This is a genomic window from Leuconostoc mesenteroides subsp. mesenteroides ATCC 8293 (assembly GCF_000014445.1).
Lineage (GTDB): Bacteria > Bacillota > Bacilli > Lactobacillales > Lactobacillaceae > Leuconostoc > Leuconostoc mesenteroides.
The window spans coordinates 646,404-666,400 of sequence record NC_008531.1 but is presented as its reverse complement, the minus strand read 5'-3'; the positions used below and the strand labels follow the sequence as shown (position 1 = coordinate 666,400).

The following is a 19,997-nucleotide window of genomic DNA, read 5'->3' as shown; positions in this document are numbered from 1 at the left end:
TTGAACGAATATAGTACCAAATAGCAACAGCTAAGTACAAAAAAAGCTATTCAACTGAATAGCTTCTAGTATTTAAAAGTTTTGGTTAAATTGTGAACCCTTAGGATGATTTGGTACTGTAATTTTACCATTGATAATTGACCTTTCTGCCTTTTTAACTGCGGCCTTTTGAGACTTAGTCAATTCAGACTTTGTTAAATAAACACCATGATCGTCCAAGCCATAAGCGATTGTTTTACCACCCGGGAACTTCTTGTCTTTATTATATTTATCAGCAATGTTTTTCACACCATCGCCAACTGAAGTAATTGAAGAGGCCATCGTCGATGTGACCTTTTTCCCATCCTTTGATGTATATGATCCGTCAGATTTTTGATCACGGTCAACACCAATAATGTACAAACGATCTTTTGAGTCTGCATCTAACTTTGTATTTTCAGCCTTAGCTTCAGCAAATGCGCCATTACCGACAAATCCTGCGGCCGCAAAGATTGTGCGAATACCAGAAGCATACATAGCAGCCGCAATAGTCTTTCCCTTGGCAGAATCAGAGAAAGAATCTGCATATTGTTTTTGAACTGTCAATGATGAATCCGTTGCTTTCACGCCCGCTTCAAACCCTGCATCAAAAGCGTCAATGATGTTTCCATGGATACCACCAATAAAGCCTACTGTTTTTTCACCATTTTCTTTTGCTTTGGTTGCTGCAGCTACACCAGCTAAGTAAGAAGATTGCTCCGAACGGAACATCACACTTGCTACATTCTTACGGTTTTTGACAATATCATCAACTAGCACAAACTTCTGTTTTGGATTAAGTTTTGCTGATTTGCTGATTGATTGGTTTAACGAGTAACCAATACCGTAGACAATGTCATATTTTTTACTTTTTGTAGCCAAATTAAAATTCTGATTTAAATCTGACTGACTTTTTGTATTAAAATATGTAACTGCTGCATTTTGTCCAGCCTTTAAATTGTTTTCCTTGGCATAAGATTTTGCGCCTTCCCATGCTGATTGATTAAAGGAATGATCATCAACACCACCAACATCTAAGACCAATCCTAAAGTAGCACTTTTATTTGCATTTTTTGAGCTAGATGAGTTGTGACTGGTAGCTGCATAAATGCCACCTGCAATCACAGCAGCTGCTGCTAAACCAGTAAAAATTTTTGTTGACCTATTCATGATAATTTCTCCCATTTCACCTTGTTTTCAAGTAAATAATCTTGTTTAGTGTAGCAATTTCTCAGATACTAACATTAATACATTTTACGTGACCGCGAAGAAAAAACAAGGCCATTTTCAGTCCTTGTTTTTTTAAAAAAATGTCCCCAACACACTTTATTTTTTAACAACAAACCGCAATCCTTTTGGAAAAAAGTTCTTAATTTGTCCGTTAACGTAGCGTCCCCATCCAGCACCGTTGCCATTAGCAGTCATTAATACCCAACCTTTGTCTAGGTCCAGCCTTGTCTGAATGACATCTCCGTGGACAAATTGTGCCCACTCCTCAGGATTCATTTCATACGACTGTTTAACTTCATCAGGGTTTAAAGCCAGAGCTAACGCATGTGCTGGCTCGAACCTTTTTTTCTTAAATAGACCTAATTCAAGGCCAAGACGTAATATTTTCATACTTGAAATATCTGGTGTCCCAATTGGTGCCATATACAAGTGGTCACCAAACAAAACATATTCATTCGCTTTTTGATCAAATGTAATCAGTGCTTCCTCAAAAAAATTAGATAAGATTTCACGTTGTTGTTTATCTAATGGTTTGTTCTTAAGCGGTTTGACAACAGATACATCATCGTAATCACCATTAGCCTTAACAAGCTTCGCCACAAAATGTCCTTCCCCTTCCAGCTTATGTGGCCACAATCTTGCAGCTTTTTTCATCACATCTTTTGTCGTCGTCGCACTGTGCTCAGTTGTTCCATTGACAAAAGCTTCGTCTATCCATTCAGGACGTGCATCACTAAGATTAGCGCCATCCGGCTTTTCAATCGAAACCAAACTAAATTCAGGATACGCCGCCATGAGCCAATTGATTATTTGCTCATCCTCTTCTGGAGCAAATGTACAAGTCGAGTAAACTATCTGCCCTCCCGGACGAAGCATTTTAACAGCTTCTGTGAGGATTTCACGCTGCCTCGTGGCGTTCTCTGCTGGATAATGTTCGTGCCAATAGGCTATCGCACCAGGATCTTTACGAAACATCCCCTCACCAGAACAAGGGGCGTCTAATAAAATTTTATCAAAAAAACCAGGTAATTTTGAACTCAGCTCAGCTGGTGTATGTGAACTGACAATCGCATTTTTAATACCCATACGCTCAATGTTTTCACTCAAAATTTTAGCGCGGTTTAAAAATATTTCGTTAGACCATAATAGCCCTTTTTGTCCCATGAATGCTGCTAGATGGGTTGATTTTCCACCTGGCGCAGCGGCTAAATCTAAAACGCGTTCGCCAGGATTTGGCCGAACAACCTCACCCACAAATTGCGCTGACGGTTCTTGGGAGTAAACCACACCAGTAACGTGATCTACTGAATGCCCGTTAACAGCTCCAAAATGTCCCCATTTACCATAGGGAAGATTACCATGATCTTCTGTATCACTGATGACAGGATATGGCTTTAACGGATTCACACGATACGCTTTTTGAACCGGTTCGTCAAAACTCAATAAAAAATCTTCATACTCATCGCCGAGGATCCGATTGTATTTATTTTTAAAGTCTTCAGGCAACATCAATAGTTATCAACCTCTTTATCTGTAGGAATTGAAGGAATAGCACCTGGACGTGTTACAGCGATTGCGCTAGCAATGTTGGCCCGCTGCACAGCATCATCTAAATTACTAAAATCAGGTGCTATGACGCTGGCTAATGTACCAATAAAAGTGTCACCTGCCGCGGTAGTATCTTGTGCGTCTACCTTTTCAGGTTGTACCCACCATCTTTTTTGACCATCAGCGATAAATGATCCCGCTTCTCCTAATGTGATAATACTCCGTTGGACTCCCTTCGCTTGTAGGGCATCGCTAACTCGGTTTAAAACACCCTCGTCATTAATAACATTGATGCCCGTCAGTAATTGCGCTTCTGTTTCATTGGGCAGCACAATATCAGTGACAGCCATTAATTCTGGAGTAAGTTCATACACAGCCGGAGCTGGATTTAGGATTGTTTGCACATTATTTTTTTTAGCAATTTTAAATGCCGCCAAAATAACTTCGAACGGCACTTCAAATTGTGCGATTAGCACATCAGCTTGCGCAATTAACGCTGTATTTATGTCCTCAATCGTTAAGGCTTGGTTTGCCCCACCATGAATCAATATTGTGTTTGCACCACTCTCTTGCAACATAATGTATGCTGATCCAGTTGGCACATCACTATTTGTTGACACTGCGTCCACATTGACACCATTGGTGAGTAATGTTGCTCTCATAAACTGCCCATTTGCATCATTCCCAACAGCACCGATAAATGAAACATTTGCTCCTTGTCGTGATGCGGCAACTGCCTGATTAGCCCCTTTACCACCTGGTGCTGTTGTTACTTCAGTAAGTGCCATCGTTTCACCAACCAGTGGCATACGTGGCATTTTCATAATATTATCGACATTCAAGCTGCCGAGTACGACAATGTTTTTAGTCATGTTCCCGTCCAATTTTGATAAAATTTCTTTTATTATCATACCATGAAATGGTTGTTTAATAGCATAGATGATTCATATTATTTTATAGGCACAAAATAAAAAAACTAATTATTAAACTAATAATTAGTTTTTAAGATCTGTATTTAGGCCGGAAATAGCGATAAATAGCTTGCGCTGAAATCAATAAAAATATTGCAGCTGCCAGCATTAAGGTCTTATAAGTTTGATCGTGATATACCAGCATAGCACGAACTATCGCTGTCACACCAATATACAAGAAGTTATCAGTAGAAATATGAGCATCTTTGACAAAATACTCTCTGCCTATCCCCAAAAATTCAAAAAACAAAAATACAATTAAGATTTGTTCAGCTAATTCAGTGAAATGTCCTGAGATATTCTTGATCGATAGCATCTGTGCTAAATTCCAGATTTCACGTATTAAAAATCCAAATATTACGATACCAATCAAAATCATCATAATGTTCAAGACATATTCATAATATCCAGCGACTTTTTGATGCCATTCATGTTTCATTTTTTTCTCCCTTTAATACGAACAGATAGATGAACAACAACTGCATATCTGTATTAAAAGTTTAACATAATAATTAAAAATCGAACAAGCTTAACTGATTTTCATCTGGTAATCCATCTAAAACAGAATGCAATGTCATAAACTCAATAATTGTTTGTGAAACCTTACCACGTTTCTTTAAATCTTCTTTGCTGATAAATGGTTTTTCGGTCCGTGCAGCTACAATTTGCTTAGCAACGTTATCACCCAAGCCTGGCAAAGAAACGAAAGGTGGAATTAAGGTGTCCCCATCAATCACCCACTCAAGCGCCTCAGACTTGTTTAAATCAACCATAGCGAAAGTAATGTTACGCTCCAAGGCTTCATTGGCCATTTCTAAAACAGTCAATAAGTTTTTATCCCCAACTGTTGCATCATTTCCAAGTGACTTCAACTTCTGAATAGCAGCTTTAGTGGCATCTTTACCCCGACTCATTGCTACGATATCAAATGCATCAGCACGTACAGAAAAGTAAGTTGCATAATAGATTGTTGGAAAATAAACCTTAAAGTACGCGATCCTCAATGCCATTAACACATAGGCAGCAGCATGCGCCCGTGGGAACATATACTTGATTTTAAGCATTGATTGGATATACCACTCTGGGATTTTTTCTTCACGTAGTTGTTTCTGATATTCTTCTGTTATTCCTTTTCCTTTACGGACCTTTTCCATAATATTAAAAGCATCTGCTGCAGGAACACCCCAATTAATCAAATCAGTCATAATTTTATCACGTGTTCCAATTACTGTTCCAATGGTGGCTGTTCCATTTTCAATTAATTCATTAGCATTGCCTACCCAAACGTCTGTTCCGTGCGATAGACCAGAAATTTGTAATAATTCTGAATATGTGTGTGGCTGTGTTTCTGTCAACATTCCTCGCACAAAGTTTGTACCAAACTCTGGTAATCCTAGTGTGCCAGTATTGGAAAAAATCTGTTCTGGCGTAACACCCAAAGCTTCAGTTGAGGTAAATAAGCTTAATACGCCTGGGTCATTTGCAGGTATTGACTGTGGATCAATACCAGACATATCTTTTAATGTACGCACCATTGTGGGATCATCGTGACCCAATATATCCATCTTGAGCAAATTATCGTGGATTGAATGATAATCCATGTGCGTAGTTTGCCAAAGGGACTTTTGATCATCCGCAGGATACTGAATCGGAGTAAAATCGTAGACCTCATATTCACGGGGCACAATTAAAATACCACCCGGATGTTGTCCAGTAGTACGTTTCACACCCGTCATCCCCTGCGCTAAACGCTCTATTTCAGCACCACGGTAATGTTGGTCATGTTCGCGCTCATAAGCTTTAACATAGCCGAAAGCTGTTTTTTCAGCAACGGTCGCAATGGTTCCAGCGCGGTATACATTATGTTCGCCAAACAAAACTTTCATATAATTATGAGCAATTGGTTGATAATCACCAGAAAAATTCAAATCAATATCAGGCACTTTATTTCCTGTGAAGCCCATGAAAGTTTCAAAAGGAATGTTTTGTCCATCCCCAATTAAAAATTCACCTGGATGATTTGGGTCTTCTTTTTCAGGCAAATCATAACCAGATTCATATTCTTTCGGATCAACCAATTCAAAGTAGTCTCCATGTGCAGAACGATAGTGAGGCGGTAATGGATTTACTTCTGTGATTCCAGACATTGTAGCTACAAAAGAGGAGCCAACTGATCCACGTGAACCGACTAAATAGCCGTCCTTAACTGACTTAGCAACTAATCTTTGCGCAATGATATAGTGTGGCGCAAAACCGTTTCCAATAATCGCTTTCAGTTCTTGATCAATACGGGCCTGTATTTCTTTGGGTATTGGCTCACCATACCATTGTTTAGCTGTTCGATAAGTTCTCTCAGTTAATTCATCACCAGCGCCAGGAATATTTGGTGGATAAGATCCGCTTTTCAAAGGTTCAATATCTTCAAGCATATTAGCAACTAAATGTGTATTATCAATGACCAACTTTTTTGCTAAATCAGCGCCCATAAAAGCATAATCGTCAAGTAATTCCTGAGTTGTCTTGAAATTCAAATCTGGTAAAGCTGTGCGATTTTGTGGATTACCGGGCTGTGTAGCGATTAAAATATTGCGATATATTTTGTCTTCTGGGTTTGTATACTTTACATCTTCAGTAACTACAACGGGCTTTTTAAGTTTATCCCCAATAGCCACCATATCTTTCAAAATACTCTGCAACTTTTCTTCCGTTGCAATTAACCCTGACTCAATCATCGGTTGATAATTTGCCGTTGGTTGTATTTCGATAAAGTCGTAATACGCTGCTTTTTTCTCTGCTTCCTGAATACCCTTTTCAATCAAAGAAATAATCACATCACCGCTGGTATCACCCGTTCCTACAAGTAGTCCCTCGCGATACTGTTCTAATATAGAACGCGGAATACGCGGTACCCGAGCAAAAAACTCAATGTTAGATCGAGACACTAATTTGTATAAATTTTTCAAACCTGTTGCATTTTGAACTAGCAAAGTGGCATGCACGGGACGCCCGTGCTTCCAAGCGTCTCCTTCAGTCATGCGATCATTCAACTCATTATGTCGGTTTAAATTATAACGTTCGTGTGCTTCCTTAATTAATCGCCAAGCGATATGTCCAGTGGTTTCTGCATCAAAAATAGCGCGATGCGCTTGTTCCAAATTAATATTGAAACGCTTGGCGATTGTGCCTAATCTATAAGACTTATAATCAGGGTATAACCAGCGTGTAAATGGTAACGTATCAATAATAGCATTCGTGATAATGGGTTGATTATAGCGCGTATAGGCAGCATTCATAAAGCCAACATCAAATGTAACATTATGCCCAACCAAGACGGCATTTCCAGACCATTCACGAAAACGTTTAATAATATTTTCTTCGGTATCTGAATTGGCAACCATAGCATCGGTAATAGAAGTTAACTTGGTGGTGAACTCAGAAAGTGGGAATCCAGGATTAATGTACTCTGAGAACTTCTCAATTACGTTACCCAACTGCATTTTAACCGCTGATAACTCAATAATACGATCTGTCACTGCCGATAAACCAGTTGTTTCAAGATCAAAAGCTACAAAAATAGTGTCTTTATTCAATAACTCGGTTTGATCTAAATTAAAGCCAATAGGCTCACCATCCTCAACCAAGTTAGCTTCCATGCCATAAATCATTTTCAAACCATTTTTTGCACCAGCAGCTGATGCCTCAGGGAATCCCTGAACATTACCAGTATCAGTAACAGCCAAGGCAGTTTGCCCCCAGCTTTTTGCTAATTTCGCAACGCCTGAAAAATCAGTAACTGCATCCATCGCTGACATATTAGTGTGTGCATGCAATTCAATATGTTTTTCTTCACCTTGATAAACTTCTTGTCGATTAGCATGATCTACAACCTGCAAATCATATATGTTCATCACCAATTCACGTGCGTATTGATCTTCTTGAATATTTCCACTTAATCGCACCCACAAACCAGACTTTAAACCGTCAAAAACAGCTTCGTCATTCTCATTGTTTGAAAATTTCTTAGCAGAAATCGAGCTTGAATAATCTGTCAATTTGAGTGTTAGTAGTTTCCGTCCAGAACGTAGCTCTCTTATTTCTTCCGCAAAAATATATCCTTCTATAACGACACGATTTTCTTCACCATCTATACTATCTAAACGTGTAATTTCAGCATCAGCAGGTATCTTACGCCCTAAAGCTAACGAAACACCTTCGCTAGAAACTTTAGGCTTTGATTGTTCATTGGCAACAATTGCTTTCTGCAAATCTTCACGCGCTCTAGCATGATGTTGTGCCACATTTTCTTGAATTTCTTGCTCAAGTTGTTCATCCAATTTTGGAGTCAACTTAATTTTTGGTAATCCAAAAGAATGATAAACTGTCGCAATTGAATCGATAACCTCAGCAGTCAGTGCGCGATACAAAATTGATGCGCCGACTGCAACACCAAAGTGGTTCGTTTCAATTGTCTTTAGTATTGTGTTGCTAGCAAGTTGTTGCGTTGTCGCATGGTTGAGACTTGATTCTTGTAGCGCTAGATGCCAATAAGAGTTGACGACTTCTTCGTTAACTTGCTGTACTGGCGTGGTGATCTGAAGTTGAACCACTGCTATATTAGTGAACGCAGTTCGTAAATACTGCTGAAATTGCATGTATACATTTACCGGCAGTATCTGTTCAATTTCGACATGAAAAAGCCACATTTTTTGACTAACTGAAACATCAACTTGAGACAAACAACCGTCATCAAAATAATGATGAATTTCTTCTGGCAGTTGAATATGCGTAAGTAAGTGCTGTAATTGTTCTTGTTGCGTTAACTTCATTTTATCCTCTACTTGAGTAAAAAAGCCGATAAAATATCGGCAATTTTAAATATACTTATTTTTCTGACGCATTTAGCAGTACTGAGACAGAATCCACGACTTCGCTAACTCGCATCTCAATGTTTGTGTTACTTGCTCGAACTTTGACTTCTACGACATCTTCGTCAGCCTTTTTACCGACTGTAATACGAATTGGTAGGCCAATCAAGTCCGCATCAGCAAACTTAACGCCAGCTCGTTCTTTACGGTCGTCAACTAATACTTCCATGCCTTGCGCTACCAACAATGTCTCTAGCTGTTCAGCCACACGAGCTTGGTCTTCATCCTTCATGTTAATTGGAACAATATGAATGTCAAATGGTGCTACGCTAGCAGGCCAAACTAATCCATCTTCATCAGCCTTTTGTTCGGCAATAGCACTCAATAAACGTGACACACCGATACCATACGATCCCATGATAACATCGGTTTGGCGTCCGTTATTATCCAGAACTTGTGCGCCTAAGGTTTTCGAGTATCGCGTACCAAGTTTAAAAATATGACCAATTTCAATACCTGAAGTAAACTGTAATTTACCCTTACCATCTATGGCTAAATCACCCTCGCGTACTGTACGGAAATCACTAACATTTTCTGCGAGTAAGTCAACATCACGATTCCAGTTAATATTGACATAATGCATCCCATCTTCATTAGCACCAGCGGCAAAATTAGCTAGATCAGCTGCTCTCTCATCAACTAAAAGCTTAACTTCTTCTGGTAATCCAACTGGTCCCAATGAACCAAATCCAGCACCAACTGCTTTACGAACATCCGCTTCTTCAGCCATAACCAACGAATCAGCATGTAAATAATTCTGAACCTTAACTTCGTTGACTTCAAAATCGCCAGTTGTCACAACAGCAACTAGTTCGTCATCTGCAACGAACATAATCGTCTTAACTAATTCATTCTTTGGCTTATCCAAAAGTGTGGCAACATCATCAATTGTCTTTTCGTTAGGGGTTGAAATCTTTTCAAGCGCCAACTGTTCAGCTGTTGCAGATCGACGTTCGTAAAAGTCCTTAGCCATTTCAAGATTAGCCGCATAATCTGTTGCATCAGAATAAGCAATCGTATCTTCACCAGCTGCAGCAGGTGCCGAAAATTCTTTAGAATCTGATCCACCCATAGCACCAGCATCGCCAACTATTGCACGATACTCGAGCCCTAGTCGATCAAAGATATTGGTGTAGGCTTCTTCCATATTATGAAATGCCTCATCCAAGCCTTCTTGATCAGCACTAAATGAGTAAGCATCTTTCATAATAAATTCACGAGTACGTAATAGACCGAAACGTGGTCGGTTTTCATCACGGAACTTTGCCTGAATTTGATAAACAGTCAATGGTAATTTCTTGTATGACTTAATTTCATCAGCAATTAATTGCGTAAAAGTTTCTTCGTGCGTAGGACCCAAAATAAAATCGCGATCTTGACGATTTTTAAACTTATATAAAGCTGGTCCGTATGTTTCATAACGACCAGAGCGTTGCCATAGCTCGGCTGGTAAGACTTCGGGTACCAACATTTCGTTGGCATCAATCTTATCCATCTCTTCACGAATAATTGTTTCAATTTTATTTAAAACTCGTTTTGCTAATGGTAAATATGAAAACATTCCCGCTGCAATTGGGCGAATATACCCTGCTTTTAGCAAAAGTTGATGGCTTTTTACTTCAGCCTCTGCTGGAATATCCCGCAATGTTGGCATTAATAATTTCGACTGTTTCATGAATTCCCCTTATGTTTTGTTGTTATGTACGGTGCCGATAGCACCAGTTTTTATCTTAAAATATCGTTTATAGTGACGGCAATCATTAAAATAATCATAAATACAGCGCCAACGATAGTTACAGCGTTTTCAAATGACTGTGGCAAAGGTCGACGTAATATACCCTCCAACAAATTCAAAATGAGTTTACCACCATCCAATGCTGGAATTGGAATTAGATTCATAATACCCAAATTAAGTGATAGCATAGCCATAAATATTAATATGTTTAAGAATCCTGTTTTTGCTACGGATGAAGTTGTTTTAGCAATAGACACAGGGCCACCAAGCTTATCTAAGCTAAAGCCACCAGTAAATAGATGGCTTAATGCATGCCATATTTGGCTAATTGTCGCACCTGTATTTATTAAACCATACTTTAGACGTGAAATGGTATCAGTGTGTGTTTTTTCGATGATACCAACTTGTTTAGTCTGCACACCATTTATTTTAACAGTTTTTGGTCTCACTTCAACCTGCTTTTTGTGACCATTGCGTAACACTGTGATGTTCAGCTGACTTTCCTTAGAGTTACCAATAGCATTGGCAACTTGGTCCCAAGTAGTCGTTTTGACCCTATCAATTTGTGTGATTTCGTCACCAGCTTTTAGACCAGCTTGATCAGCCGGCATATTTTTTTGAACGGTGCCAATAATAGGTTCATTTAAACCCACACTAGCGATGGCAAACCCTACTCCTGAAAAAATAACCAGGGCTAATATAAAGTTCATAACTGGACCAGCAATATTAATTAACGCACGTTTCCATACTTTGGCGCTTTGTAGCCATACATCTCGTGGCGCAACCTGAACCTCAACACCATTTTCCTCAATAATCGTTGCATCATGATCAACATGTACAGTCGTCATGTCTGTGGCATTGTCTGAATATCCCGTCAGGGTCAAAGCGTCACTTAAATCGAACGAATCAACTTGGAAAGGCACACCGATCCCAGCCTCATCTATTTGTGTATCTATTTTTGTGACTTTTCCCTGTTCATTAAAAGTCAAACGTAATCGTTGACCTGCATCCAGATCGGGTTCTTCATCCATGCCAGCCATACGAACATACCCACCTACAGGTAGTATGCGAATAGTATAGGCTGTATGATTTCGATTCCAACTGAGCAGTTTTGGTCCCATTCCAATTGCAAATTCACGAACTAATACACCAGATTTTTTCGCGACAAAAAAATGTCCAAATTCATGCACTGTAACGAGCACGCCAAACACAAATATAAAAGCAATAATTGATGTAACATTCATAAATTTAGCACCTACCTGATTTGAAGAAATCTAATAATCTTGCAAAATCATTTTTAATTGAGTATACCCAATACGGCCATCATAGGCATAACGATTAACATTGAATCAAAACGGTCTAATATGCCACCATGTCCAGGCAAAATATTACCCGAATCTTTCACACCATAATGACGTTTGAAACCGGATTCAATTAAGTCACCTAACTGACCAGCAATTGACAAAATGGCCGTAAACGCTAGCAATTCGATGAAGTTATAATCCGGCAACCAATGGAAGATGGTAAATAATGCCGGAATCACAATAATAGCTACCATGCTACCACCAATAGAACCTTCCCAAGTTTTATTGGGGCTGATTTTAGGAGCCAGTTTATTTTTTCCAATGGCACGACCAACCATATAAGCACCTGAATCAGTGATCCATACAATCAGCATACCGAACATGACCGTAGCAATCCCCTTACTATCTGCTTGAAAAAAGTAATGGAATCCTGTACCAACATATACAATCGTCAGCGCCAATGTTCCTGCATCATCAAAATTAAAATGATTACGACTCAAAACGGTATGTAGCAAAAGTAAGAAGACAATAATATAAAAAATGACGCTTCCATTAATATTAAATGGCATATCTTGCCAAGTTGATTTCGGTAGTGTAATTACAATAACACCAACAAAGCTCAGCAATGCTTCCGCAGATACGAAAAAACGATGTTTCATACGTAGTATCTCGCTCATAGCAACAACTGCCATGGCTAACGTCAAAATCAAAAGAGGCATACCACCAATTACTAACAATGGCACAAAGATAATTAAAGCAACGACTGCTGTAATAACACGTGTTTTCATTAAGCTTGTTTCTCACTTTCATCATTGAGACCGCCAAATCGTCGATCTCGTTTTGTATAAGATTGTATGGCTGTCATTAGATCATCCGAAGAATAGTCAGGCCATAGAACATCAGTAAAATATAATTCTGCGTAAGCGGCTTGGTATGGCAAAAAATTACTCAAGCGCAATTCACCAGAGGTTCGAATCATCAAGTCTGGTGTGGCCAAGTCTCCCAAGTGTGCTGTCTGTAAGGCGGCAGCGAAAACTTCCGAATTAATATCATCCGGTGACAAATGGCCCTTGGCTACTTCTTCGGCTATTTTTTTTGTAGCATCAACAATTTCAATTTGTCCGCCATAATTCATTGCAAAGTTTAAAACCATGCCGGTACCACTGGCAGTCTCTTCAATTGCTCTATTAACAGCATCTTGAGTCGCTGCTGGTAACGCATCAACATTTCCAGTAACAGAAACTCGAATGTTATTTTTAATCAAATCAGGTACGAAATCATTAAAAAAAGCGATTGGCAGCTGCATTAGAAAGTTGACCTCATCATTGGGACGTGACCAATTTTCCGTAGAAAATACATATAGTGTCAGGACTTTAACGCCCATATCACTTGCTGCAGACGCAATGCGCTTTACTGTATTCATGCCAGCCTTGTGTCCCGCAGCTCTTGGCATTAAGCGTTTCTTTGCCCATCGACCATTACCATCCATGATAATTGCAATATGCTCTGGAATTTTAAGTTGCGTAGTATCGTAAACGGTGTTCTCTTTTGTTTTAAAAAGCGCCAAAACGCTCCTCCTTCGTATGCAATATTTTTTTGCATAATGGTATCTAGTACATTTTACCAGAATGAAACGCTGCGTACAAAAAAAATCGATAAGAATATTTCTATCGATTTTTATATTTTATTGAACTGTTACACTCTTTGCCAAGTTTCGAGGTCGATCAACATCCAACCCTCTATCTAGAGTTGCGTAATAGGCAATTAATTGAGCTGGAATCACTTCCAATAATGGCATCAGTAGTTCATTGACTTCTGGCAAAATATAGGCGTCGCCAGTTTTAGCCAGTTCTTTGGTTGCTATGACAATTGTATTAGCACCACGTGCGGCAACTTGTGCAATTTCACCTCGAACTAATCCAGCTGTCTTCGCTTGTGTAAGGAGTGCAAAAACTGGTGTTCCTTCTTCAATAAGTGAGATCGTACCGTGCTTTAGTTCTCCAGCAGCAAACCCTTCCGTTTGCACGTAGGAGATTTCTTTTAACTTGAGTGCCGCCTCAACAGCTACGGCAGCGTCTAGGCCACGTCCGATATAAAATGCTGAGCGCTGTCCAGATAATGCACTTTCTGCTATTGCTTTAAAATCTTCTTTTTGATCAATGATCACTTGCATTTCAACAGCTACTTTCGCCAATTCAAGCTTCAAATTCAATCCTGAATGACCAATAGCGTGGGCTAAAATAGCTTCAACACTTATTTGAGCCGTGTATGCCTTGGTAGAAGCAACCGCTATTTCCGGTCCGGCGAGTAGAGGTAATGCGAAGTCAGCTTCTCGTGTTAATGTTGAATTCATAACATTAGCAATAGTCAAGGTTGGATAGCCCTGTTTCGTAATATTATCCAAAACTTCACGAGAGTCAGCCGTTTCACCTGATTGGCTCAAGAAAATAAAGAATGGTTTTTGACTGAGCATTGGTTGATCATAAGCAAATTCTGAAGAAATATGGACTTCAGTCGGAATCTTAGCCCATTGTTCAAAATACCGTTTGCCAACTAATCCGGCATGATACGATGTTCCTGCAGCAACAATATATAAGCGATCAGCCGCTTTCATCGCATCAATAATGTTGGCATCGATATTTTGAATATTATTCTCGTCATCAAAATAATATTGAGAAAGCGTGCGAGTAACAATTGCTTGCTCATCCACTTCTTTAAGCATGTAGTATGGATAAACACCTTTATCTGTTTCTGCAGCATCAATATCGAGGTGGAATGGTAACCGGGTAATTGGTTCTCCTTGCGCATTGAATAATGTCACTTTATCTTTCTCAACAATCGCTACTTCATCATCCATCAATTCGATAAAGTCATGGGTTATATCTAACATAGCAGCAGCGTCAGAGGTCACCACATTTCCCTGATCTGAAACACCAATCAGTAAAGGACTTTTCTTTTTAGCAGTATACATAATCCCGGGTTCTTGACGATCCATCAACAAGAATGCGTATGCTGAATTGCCGTCTAGTAAAGCAATCATTTTCTTAAAAGCGTCGACTGCTGACAAGTTCTCTTCTTTTGCAAACTTATCTATCAATTGGACAGCAACTTCTGTATCTGTCTGAGAATGTAGTTTTACACCTTGCAAATATGTATCACGTAATTCATCGTAATTTTCAATCACACCATTGTGTGCTAAGTAGAAACGTCCATCTTCTGAAGCATGGGGATGCGCATTTTCAACAGATACACCACCGTGAGTTGCCCAACGCGTATGAGCAATACCCGAAGTACCCTTGATATTCTTATTTTCCGTAGCACGTTCCAAATCAGCTACACGGCCTGTTTCCTTGACCAAATAGTCTCCTTGGTCACCATCATTTACATACACGCCAGCTGAATCATAACCACGATATTCTAGCTTTTCTAGACCTTTTAACAAAGTTGGTAACACTTGATTAAAACTAGTAAATCCAACAATTCCACACATTTATATAGTCCTACTTTCAAAAATGGTTTTATTTTTTATTTTGTTCACAAGTGTTATTTTACACAGCTTAAAAGCCATTGTCAAACAACTTTTTAATTATTGGTATACCTTATAAAAAGTGATTGGTACAACATTACTATTTAGAATATTTCTTCTATACAATATGAGTTTATGGTATCATATAAAAAAATTGAAGGTGAGACATATTGTGACAAAACTCGTTACATGGCACATCAAAAATGCCAAAATTCTAGATGTATTTAATTTAAAATTTGACGATACAGAATTATGGATTAACGATAATCAAATTTTATACCGCGGAAAGCGAAGTGACTTAACAGCTGAAAATACCTTTGATGCTGGTGGCGGATATATTGTGCCTGGGTTGATAGATTCCCATTTACACATTGAAAGCTCATTACTCACGCCCAGTGAATTCGGAAAACTGGTTATACCACATGGAATCACTCGAATATTTGCAGATCCCCATGAAATTGCCAGCGTAGCTGGTGTGTCTGGCATCCAATATATGTTGGAAGATGCTAAACAAACACCGCTAAACATTCATTACATGTTACCTTCTTCAGTACCCGCTACACCTTTTGAACATGCTGGAGCGACGCTTCACGCTGATGCTTTAAAGCCATTCTATAGCGTGCCGGAAGTCAACGGTTTAGCAGAAGTTATGGATTTTCCTGCTGTAGCAAATCTTGATCCCGATATGTTACAAAAAATTAAAGATGCTGAAGATGCTGGTCGACATGTTGACGGGCATGCTGCCGGTTTAACTCCGGAGCAACTTGCAGTTTATCGAAATGTTGGCATTGACACTGATCACGAAAGTGAGAATGCAAAAGAAGCATTAGAACGCTTAAATGCTGGTTTCTCCATATTTGTTCGCGAAGGCACGGTTGAGCGTGATGAAAAAGCAATACTACCTGCAATTACAATGGCCAATCAATCACACTTTTCTTTTGCCACAGATGACAAAACAGCTAACGACATCCAAAGTGAAGGTTCCATTGATTATAGCGTGAAACTTGCCATTGAAAATGGTATGGATCCAGCAATTGCTTTTACGATAGCAACGTATAATGCCGCTCAAGCGCATAAGTTACAAAATATCGGCGCATTGACAGATGGATTTGTGGCCGATCTAGCAGTATTCGATGATTTAGCACATTTGGAGACACCAAAAGTCATGATTGGTGGTCATTGGTATAAAGACAATCAATCAATTGTCACACCGTTAGCCAACCAATCATTAAACTTCTCATTAACCAAATCCGATATCGCCTTACCTCTCCAATCTGATAAACCAGCACATATTATCAATATCACACCTCACCACATCACCACCGAGCACACTGTGGAAGAAGTTCCTGTTGAGCAAGGGCTGTTCGTTGCAAACGAAACTTTCGCTAAAATTGTAGTCGCAGAACGTTATCACAATCTTGGCCATGGTGTCGGTATCATCAAAGGATTTAACATGCGCGATGGTGCGATTGCTTCAACTATTGCTCATGATTCCCATAACGTGATTATAGCAGGCGTAAACGACGACGACATGATTTTAGCAGCAGATACGCTGCATGAAATCGGCGGTGGCCAAGTTGTCGTTAACCATGGTAAAATTACGACCCTACCACTCCCAATTGGCGGTTTAATGTCAGATCAACCATTTGAAAATGTCATCAAAACTAACCAGCAATTACTACAAGCTTTCTCAGAAATCAGTGACGTGCCATTTGATCCATTTTTAACTTTATCGTTCATGGCATTACCGGTCATTCCAAGTTTAAAGATTACCGATCAAGGCCTATTCGATTTCGAAAAATTTGATTTCATAACAGTACAGGATTAAAAAAATGAGAGCATTAAGTATTTCCCCAGAAAAATTATTAACAATGATCATTGGGCAACCCATAACTTTAGATATTTCTTATGCAGGCCAACTACTTCTGGCATCAACGGTGCATCAACAACCAAACCTACCTTCTGAAATGGCAGGCGCATTAGCCGAAGTTAGTGACACTGGTCAAGTTAAATTTATTACTTTGGTCCATCCATTTAAAGTGATTAATCGTGACGAATTATTTAATATTGATGAAAGCAATATCCATCGAGAACCATATAATTGGTTTGGTCCACAGGCGCTTGTCATTGAGAAAAAAATGCAGGACTTCATCAACAGTTATGACGGCCCCGTTACTGAGGATGGTGCGATTCCTCGCCAATACATCCCCGATAACATTGCTGAACCAATTATTTTATCAGACAAATATTGGCAAGACTACGCTTCATTTGTCAATGACCCTGATGGTAACTTTGCGAAGCAAATCAAACCAATATTTAAAATCATATAAACAAAAAAGCAATAGCGATGAGAACCGCCATTGCTTTTTTTCTGTGTTTTAGTTTTATGCACCGGTAAAATGTGAAATAAATAATTGCGCAATATTAAAATAAATTAGAACTGAAGTTAAATCTGATAAAGTTGTAATAAATGGACCACTTGCTACCGCCGGATCCATGCCTAATTTATCAATAAGTTCAGGGATCAAATACCCCGCTAGGTTGGCTACCATAATGGCAACTGCCATCGCGATTCCCACCGCAAGACCCAGTTGATAATTATGCTTCCAAAAAGTAACAATTAGAAAAACCGAGAAACCCGTTGCTGTCCCTACTAAAAACCCTGCAAGAATTTCACTCAAGAAATTTTTGACGGCACTATTACTACTTCCCACAGCTAAGCGCCGGACAGCCAAAGCCAATGCTTGCGTCCCAGCATTACCAGCTGTACCAGTAATCAGAGAAATAAACACAGCCAGTATTGACGCTTTTCGTACCAGACCATCAAATGAACTAATCAGTGTAGCCGTTGACATTCCTAATAAAAGAAGTGCAATCAGCCAAGGAATACGTTTAATCGCCGAATGCCACGCCGTATCATCTGTTTGGCTAACGTTAACGGCAGCCAATCCAGAATAATCTTCAACAGCCTCTTCATCAATAACATCCACAATATCATCAACTGTAATGACACCTAATAATCGGTCATTATCATCTGTAACTGGAATGGATATGAAGTTATAATCAGCCACAATTTGTGCAACGTCTTGCTGATCATCACCAGCTTTAACACTGATAATTCTGTCTTTCGTGATTTCCGATACCAACATATCATCAGGATGTGTTAACAAATCACGAAGAGAAATAACACCAACTAGCCGTTCTTGTTTATCCAATACATAAACGTAGTTGATCGCCTCAGCTTCAAGTGCTTGTTGCTTAACTAAACGCATCACTTCATCAACACGCAAATCTGCCTCAACTGCCAAGTACTCAATTGACATTAACGACCCAGCAGTTTGCTCCTCATAATTGATCAGCTTACGAATATCTTCAGCCTCATCTTTTGGCATTAAGCTTAAGTAGGTTGCAACTAACCGCGTTGGCATTTCCTGAAGAAGATCGACCTCGTTATCGGCATACATATTGCGCAAAATTTGAACCGCCTTTTGAGGAGGCATTTCTTGCAAGAGGTCATCAATATCTTCATCATCAACATCTATATTATCAAAAACAGTCGCTAATGTTTCATTGTCAAGTAATCGCCATGCTACTGCACGTAATTGCTCAGGCAATCCACTATACACTTGTCCCATTTCAAAGTCGTGTAGCGCATTAAATGACGTCACAAAAGCCTCATCTTGTCCTGAATGCAATAAATCAGAAAGATGAGCGATATTTTGATGTAGTTGTTCTGATTTTTCTTCCACTGTTTACTCTATATCTCTCAAAGTTTTTAAATCGTCTGGTAAAGGCGTATTAAATTCTCGGTATTCCTCAATGAAGGGATCATAAAATTTCATATGATAAGCATGCAACGCTTGTCTTTGTAATCCATGCCACGCTGGTCCACCATACAAAGTATCCCCTACCAAAGGGTGCCCTATATTGGCAAAATGAACACGAATTTGATGTGTTCGTCCTGTATGCAATTGCACCTTCACACGAGTCATATTTTGTTCATCATCTTCATAACGACGTTCTACCCAATATTCTGTGCGAGATGGTTTGCCATCATCACGGACTTCTCTTTTGATAAAATCACCATCCATGCGACCAATTGGTGCATTAATATCGCCATGATCATCCGCTAAAATTCCTGATGGATAAGCCAAATAAAATTTTTCAACCGTGTGGTCTTGTAATTGTTGATCCAAGACAGCATGGGCAAATCTATGCTTGGCTAATAAGACAATTCCTGATGTATCACGATCGAGGCGAGTAACAACATGAGGAACTAAATCATCAGCCTTAATTGTTTCGAGATGTCCTTTAACTTGATTGACCAAAGTATGCAAACGATCAGCATGTCCTGGAACCGTTGTTATACCGTATGGTTTATCAACAACTAGCCAATGTTCATTTTCAAATATAATGTCTAATGGTTTATAGTCCGGCACAACCAAGTCATTACTTTTTTCCGTAGGCATAACAATCGTAACGATGTCACCATTCTTCAAATAATCGGATGTATAAACTGGTTTTTCATTAACCAAGATTGCGCCGCCGTTATGCTTCATCTGGCTAAACATTCTATGTGAAACGCCATGGTTTTGCAAAAAAGTACGCACTTTACGCTGTTCATTACCACTATATTTCCAAGTAAATTTCATATTTAATCTTATTCAATAACTTAAATTATATACTACAATAATCGCATTATATAATATTTAGCTTGTACCTCCTTGGAACAAACTATTA

General features: G+C 39.1%; 14 protein-coding genes. 2 read left to right on the top strand and 12 right to left on the bottom strand.

Annotated elements, in window-relative coordinates; translation table 11 throughout:
* Nucleotides 1–72 precede the first annotated feature (72 nt).
* The 10 genes from LEUM_RS03380 to glmS all read right to left on the bottom strand — a co-directional run bounded on the left by LEUM_RS03380 (nt 73) and on the right by glmS (nt 15,221).
* Nucleotides 73–1,188 (bottom strand): BMP family lipoprotein, encoded by a 1,116-nt coding sequence (locus LEUM_RS03380; RefSeq protein WP_011679490.1) that lies wholly within the window; start codon nt 1,186–1,188, stop codon nt 73–75.
* A gap of 156 nt (nt 1,189–1,344) precedes the next feature.
* Entirely contained in the window at nt 1,345–2,757 is a 1,413-nt protein-coding gene (locus tag LEUM_RS03375; protein ID WP_011679489.1) for an RsmF rRNA methyltransferase first C-terminal domain-containing protein, read from the bottom strand.
* On the bottom strand, nt 2,757–3,668 hold the full coding sequence (rbsK, locus tag LEUM_RS03370) for a ribokinase (protein WP_010295137.1): 912 nt from the start codon (nt 3,666–3,668) through the stop codon (nt 2,757–2,759). Before rbsK ends, LEUM_RS03375 begins: the two co-directional genes overlap by 1 nt.
* A gap of 130 nt (nt 3,669–3,798) precedes the next feature.
* Complete coding sequence (locus tag LEUM_RS03365) at nt 3,799–4,206, bottom strand: phosphate-starvation-inducible protein PsiE (protein WP_011679488.1); 408 nt, start codon at nt 4,204–4,206, stop codon at nt 3,799–3,801.
* Between the two features lie 73 nt (nt 4,207–4,279).
* Nucleotides 4,280–8,593: a PolC-type DNA polymerase III gene (locus tag LEUM_RS03360; RefSeq protein WP_011679487.1), complete on the bottom strand. Its 4,314-nt coding sequence runs from the start codon at nt 8,591–8,593 to the stop codon at nt 4,280–4,282.
* Between the two features lie 55 nt (nt 8,594–8,648).
* The gene (locus LEUM_RS03355; protein WP_011679486.1) at nt 8,649–10,367 is read right to left on the bottom strand and encodes a proline--tRNA ligase; all 1,719 of its coding nucleotides are present in this window, start codon (nt 10,365–10,367) and stop codon (nt 8,649–8,651) included.
* A gap of 50 nt (nt 10,368–10,417) precedes the next feature.
* Nucleotides 10,418–11,671, bottom strand: coding sequence for an RIP metalloprotease RseP (gene rseP, locus LEUM_RS03350; RefSeq protein WP_011679485.1), 1,254 nt, complete (start codon nt 11,669–11,671; stop codon nt 10,418–10,420).
* A gap of 53 nt (nt 11,672–11,724) precedes the next feature.
* Entirely contained in the window at nt 11,725–12,519 is a 795-nt protein-coding gene (locus LEUM_RS03345) for a phosphatidate cytidylyltransferase (RefSeq protein WP_011679484.1), read from the bottom strand.
* Nucleotides 12,519–13,298, bottom strand: coding sequence for an isoprenyl transferase (locus tag LEUM_RS03340; RefSeq protein WP_011679483.1), 780 nt, complete (start codon nt 13,296–13,298; stop codon nt 12,519–12,521). Before LEUM_RS03340 ends, LEUM_RS03345 begins: the two co-directional genes overlap by 1 nt.
* 117 nt (nt 13,299–13,415) lie before the next feature.
* Entirely contained in the window at nt 13,416–15,221 is a 1,806-nt protein-coding gene (gene glmS, locus LEUM_RS03335) for a glutamine--fructose-6-phosphate transaminase (isomerizing) (RefSeq protein ID WP_011679482.1), read from the bottom strand.
* Nucleotides 15,222–15,429: 208 nt separating this feature from the next.
* Here glmS and ade point away from each other — a divergent pair, with 208 nt between their 5' ends.
* Both ade and LEUM_RS03325 read left to right on the top strand, forming a co-directional pair.
* The gene (gene ade, locus LEUM_RS03330; protein ID WP_011679481.1) at nt 15,430–17,085 is read left to right on the top strand and encodes an adenine deaminase; all 1,656 of its coding nucleotides are present in this window, start codon (nt 15,430–15,432) and stop codon (nt 17,083–17,085) included.
* Nucleotides 17,086–17,089: 4 nt separating this feature from the next.
* Nucleotides 17,090–17,587 (top strand): hypothetical protein, encoded by a 498-nt coding sequence (locus tag LEUM_RS03325; protein ID WP_011679480.1) that lies wholly within the window; start codon nt 17,090–17,092, stop codon nt 17,585–17,587.
* A 54-nt stretch (nt 17,588–17,641) separates the two neighbouring features.
* On the opposite strand, the gene mgtE is transcribed toward LEUM_RS03325, so the two are convergent.
* Entirely contained in the window at nt 17,642–19,006 is a 1,365-nt protein-coding gene (gene mgtE / locus LEUM_RS03320) for a magnesium transporter (protein ID WP_011679479.1), read from the bottom strand.
* Nucleotides 19,007–19,009: 3 nt separating this feature from the next.
* On the bottom strand, nt 19,010–19,909 hold the full coding sequence (locus tag LEUM_RS03315; RefSeq protein ID WP_011679478.1) for an RluA family pseudouridine synthase: 900 nt from the start codon (nt 19,907–19,909) through the stop codon (nt 19,010–19,012).
* Nucleotides 19,910–19,997: the final 88 nt, after the last annotated feature.

Coding starts and splice junctions, on each gene's coding strand:
- LEUM_RS03360 (WP_011679487.1), bottom strand. CDS start 8,593: ATGAAGTTAACGCAACAAGAACAATTACAGCACTTACTTACGCATATT.
- rseP (WP_011679485.1), bottom strand. CDS start 11,671: ATGAATGTTACATCAATTATTGCTTTTATATTTGTGTTTGGCGTGCTC.
- LEUM_RS03365 (WP_011679488.1), bottom strand. CDS start 4,206: ATGAAACATGAATGGCATCAAAAAGTCGCTGGATATTATGAATATGTC.
- LEUM_RS03345 (WP_011679484.1), bottom strand. CDS start 12,519: ATGAAAACACGTGTTATTACAGCAGTCGTTGCTTTAATTATCTTTGTG.
- rbsK (WP_010295137.1), bottom strand. CDS start 3,668: ATGACTAAAAACATTGTCGTACTCGGCAGCTTGAATGTCGATAATATT.
- LEUM_RS03315 (WP_011679478.1), bottom strand. CDS start 19,909: ATGAAATTTACTTGGAAATATAGTGGTAATGAACAGCGTAAAGTGCGT.
- LEUM_RS03325 (WP_011679480.1), top strand. CDS start 17,090: ATGAGAGCATTAAGTATTTCCCCAGAAAAATTATTAACAATGATCATT.
- LEUM_RS03355 (WP_011679486.1), bottom strand. CDS start 10,367: ATGAAACAGTCGAAATTATTAATGCCAACATTGCGGGATATTCCAGCA.
- LEUM_RS03375 (WP_011679489.1), bottom strand. CDS start 2,757: ATGTTGCCTGAAGACTTTAAAAATAAATACAATCGGATCCTCGGCGAT.
- glmS (WP_011679482.1), bottom strand. CDS start 15,221: ATGTGTGGAATTGTTGGATTTACTAGTTTTAATCAAGTGTTACCAACT.
- LEUM_RS03380 (WP_011679490.1), bottom strand. CDS start 1,188: ATGAATAGGTCAACAAAAATTTTTACTGGTTTAGCAGCAGCTGCTGTG.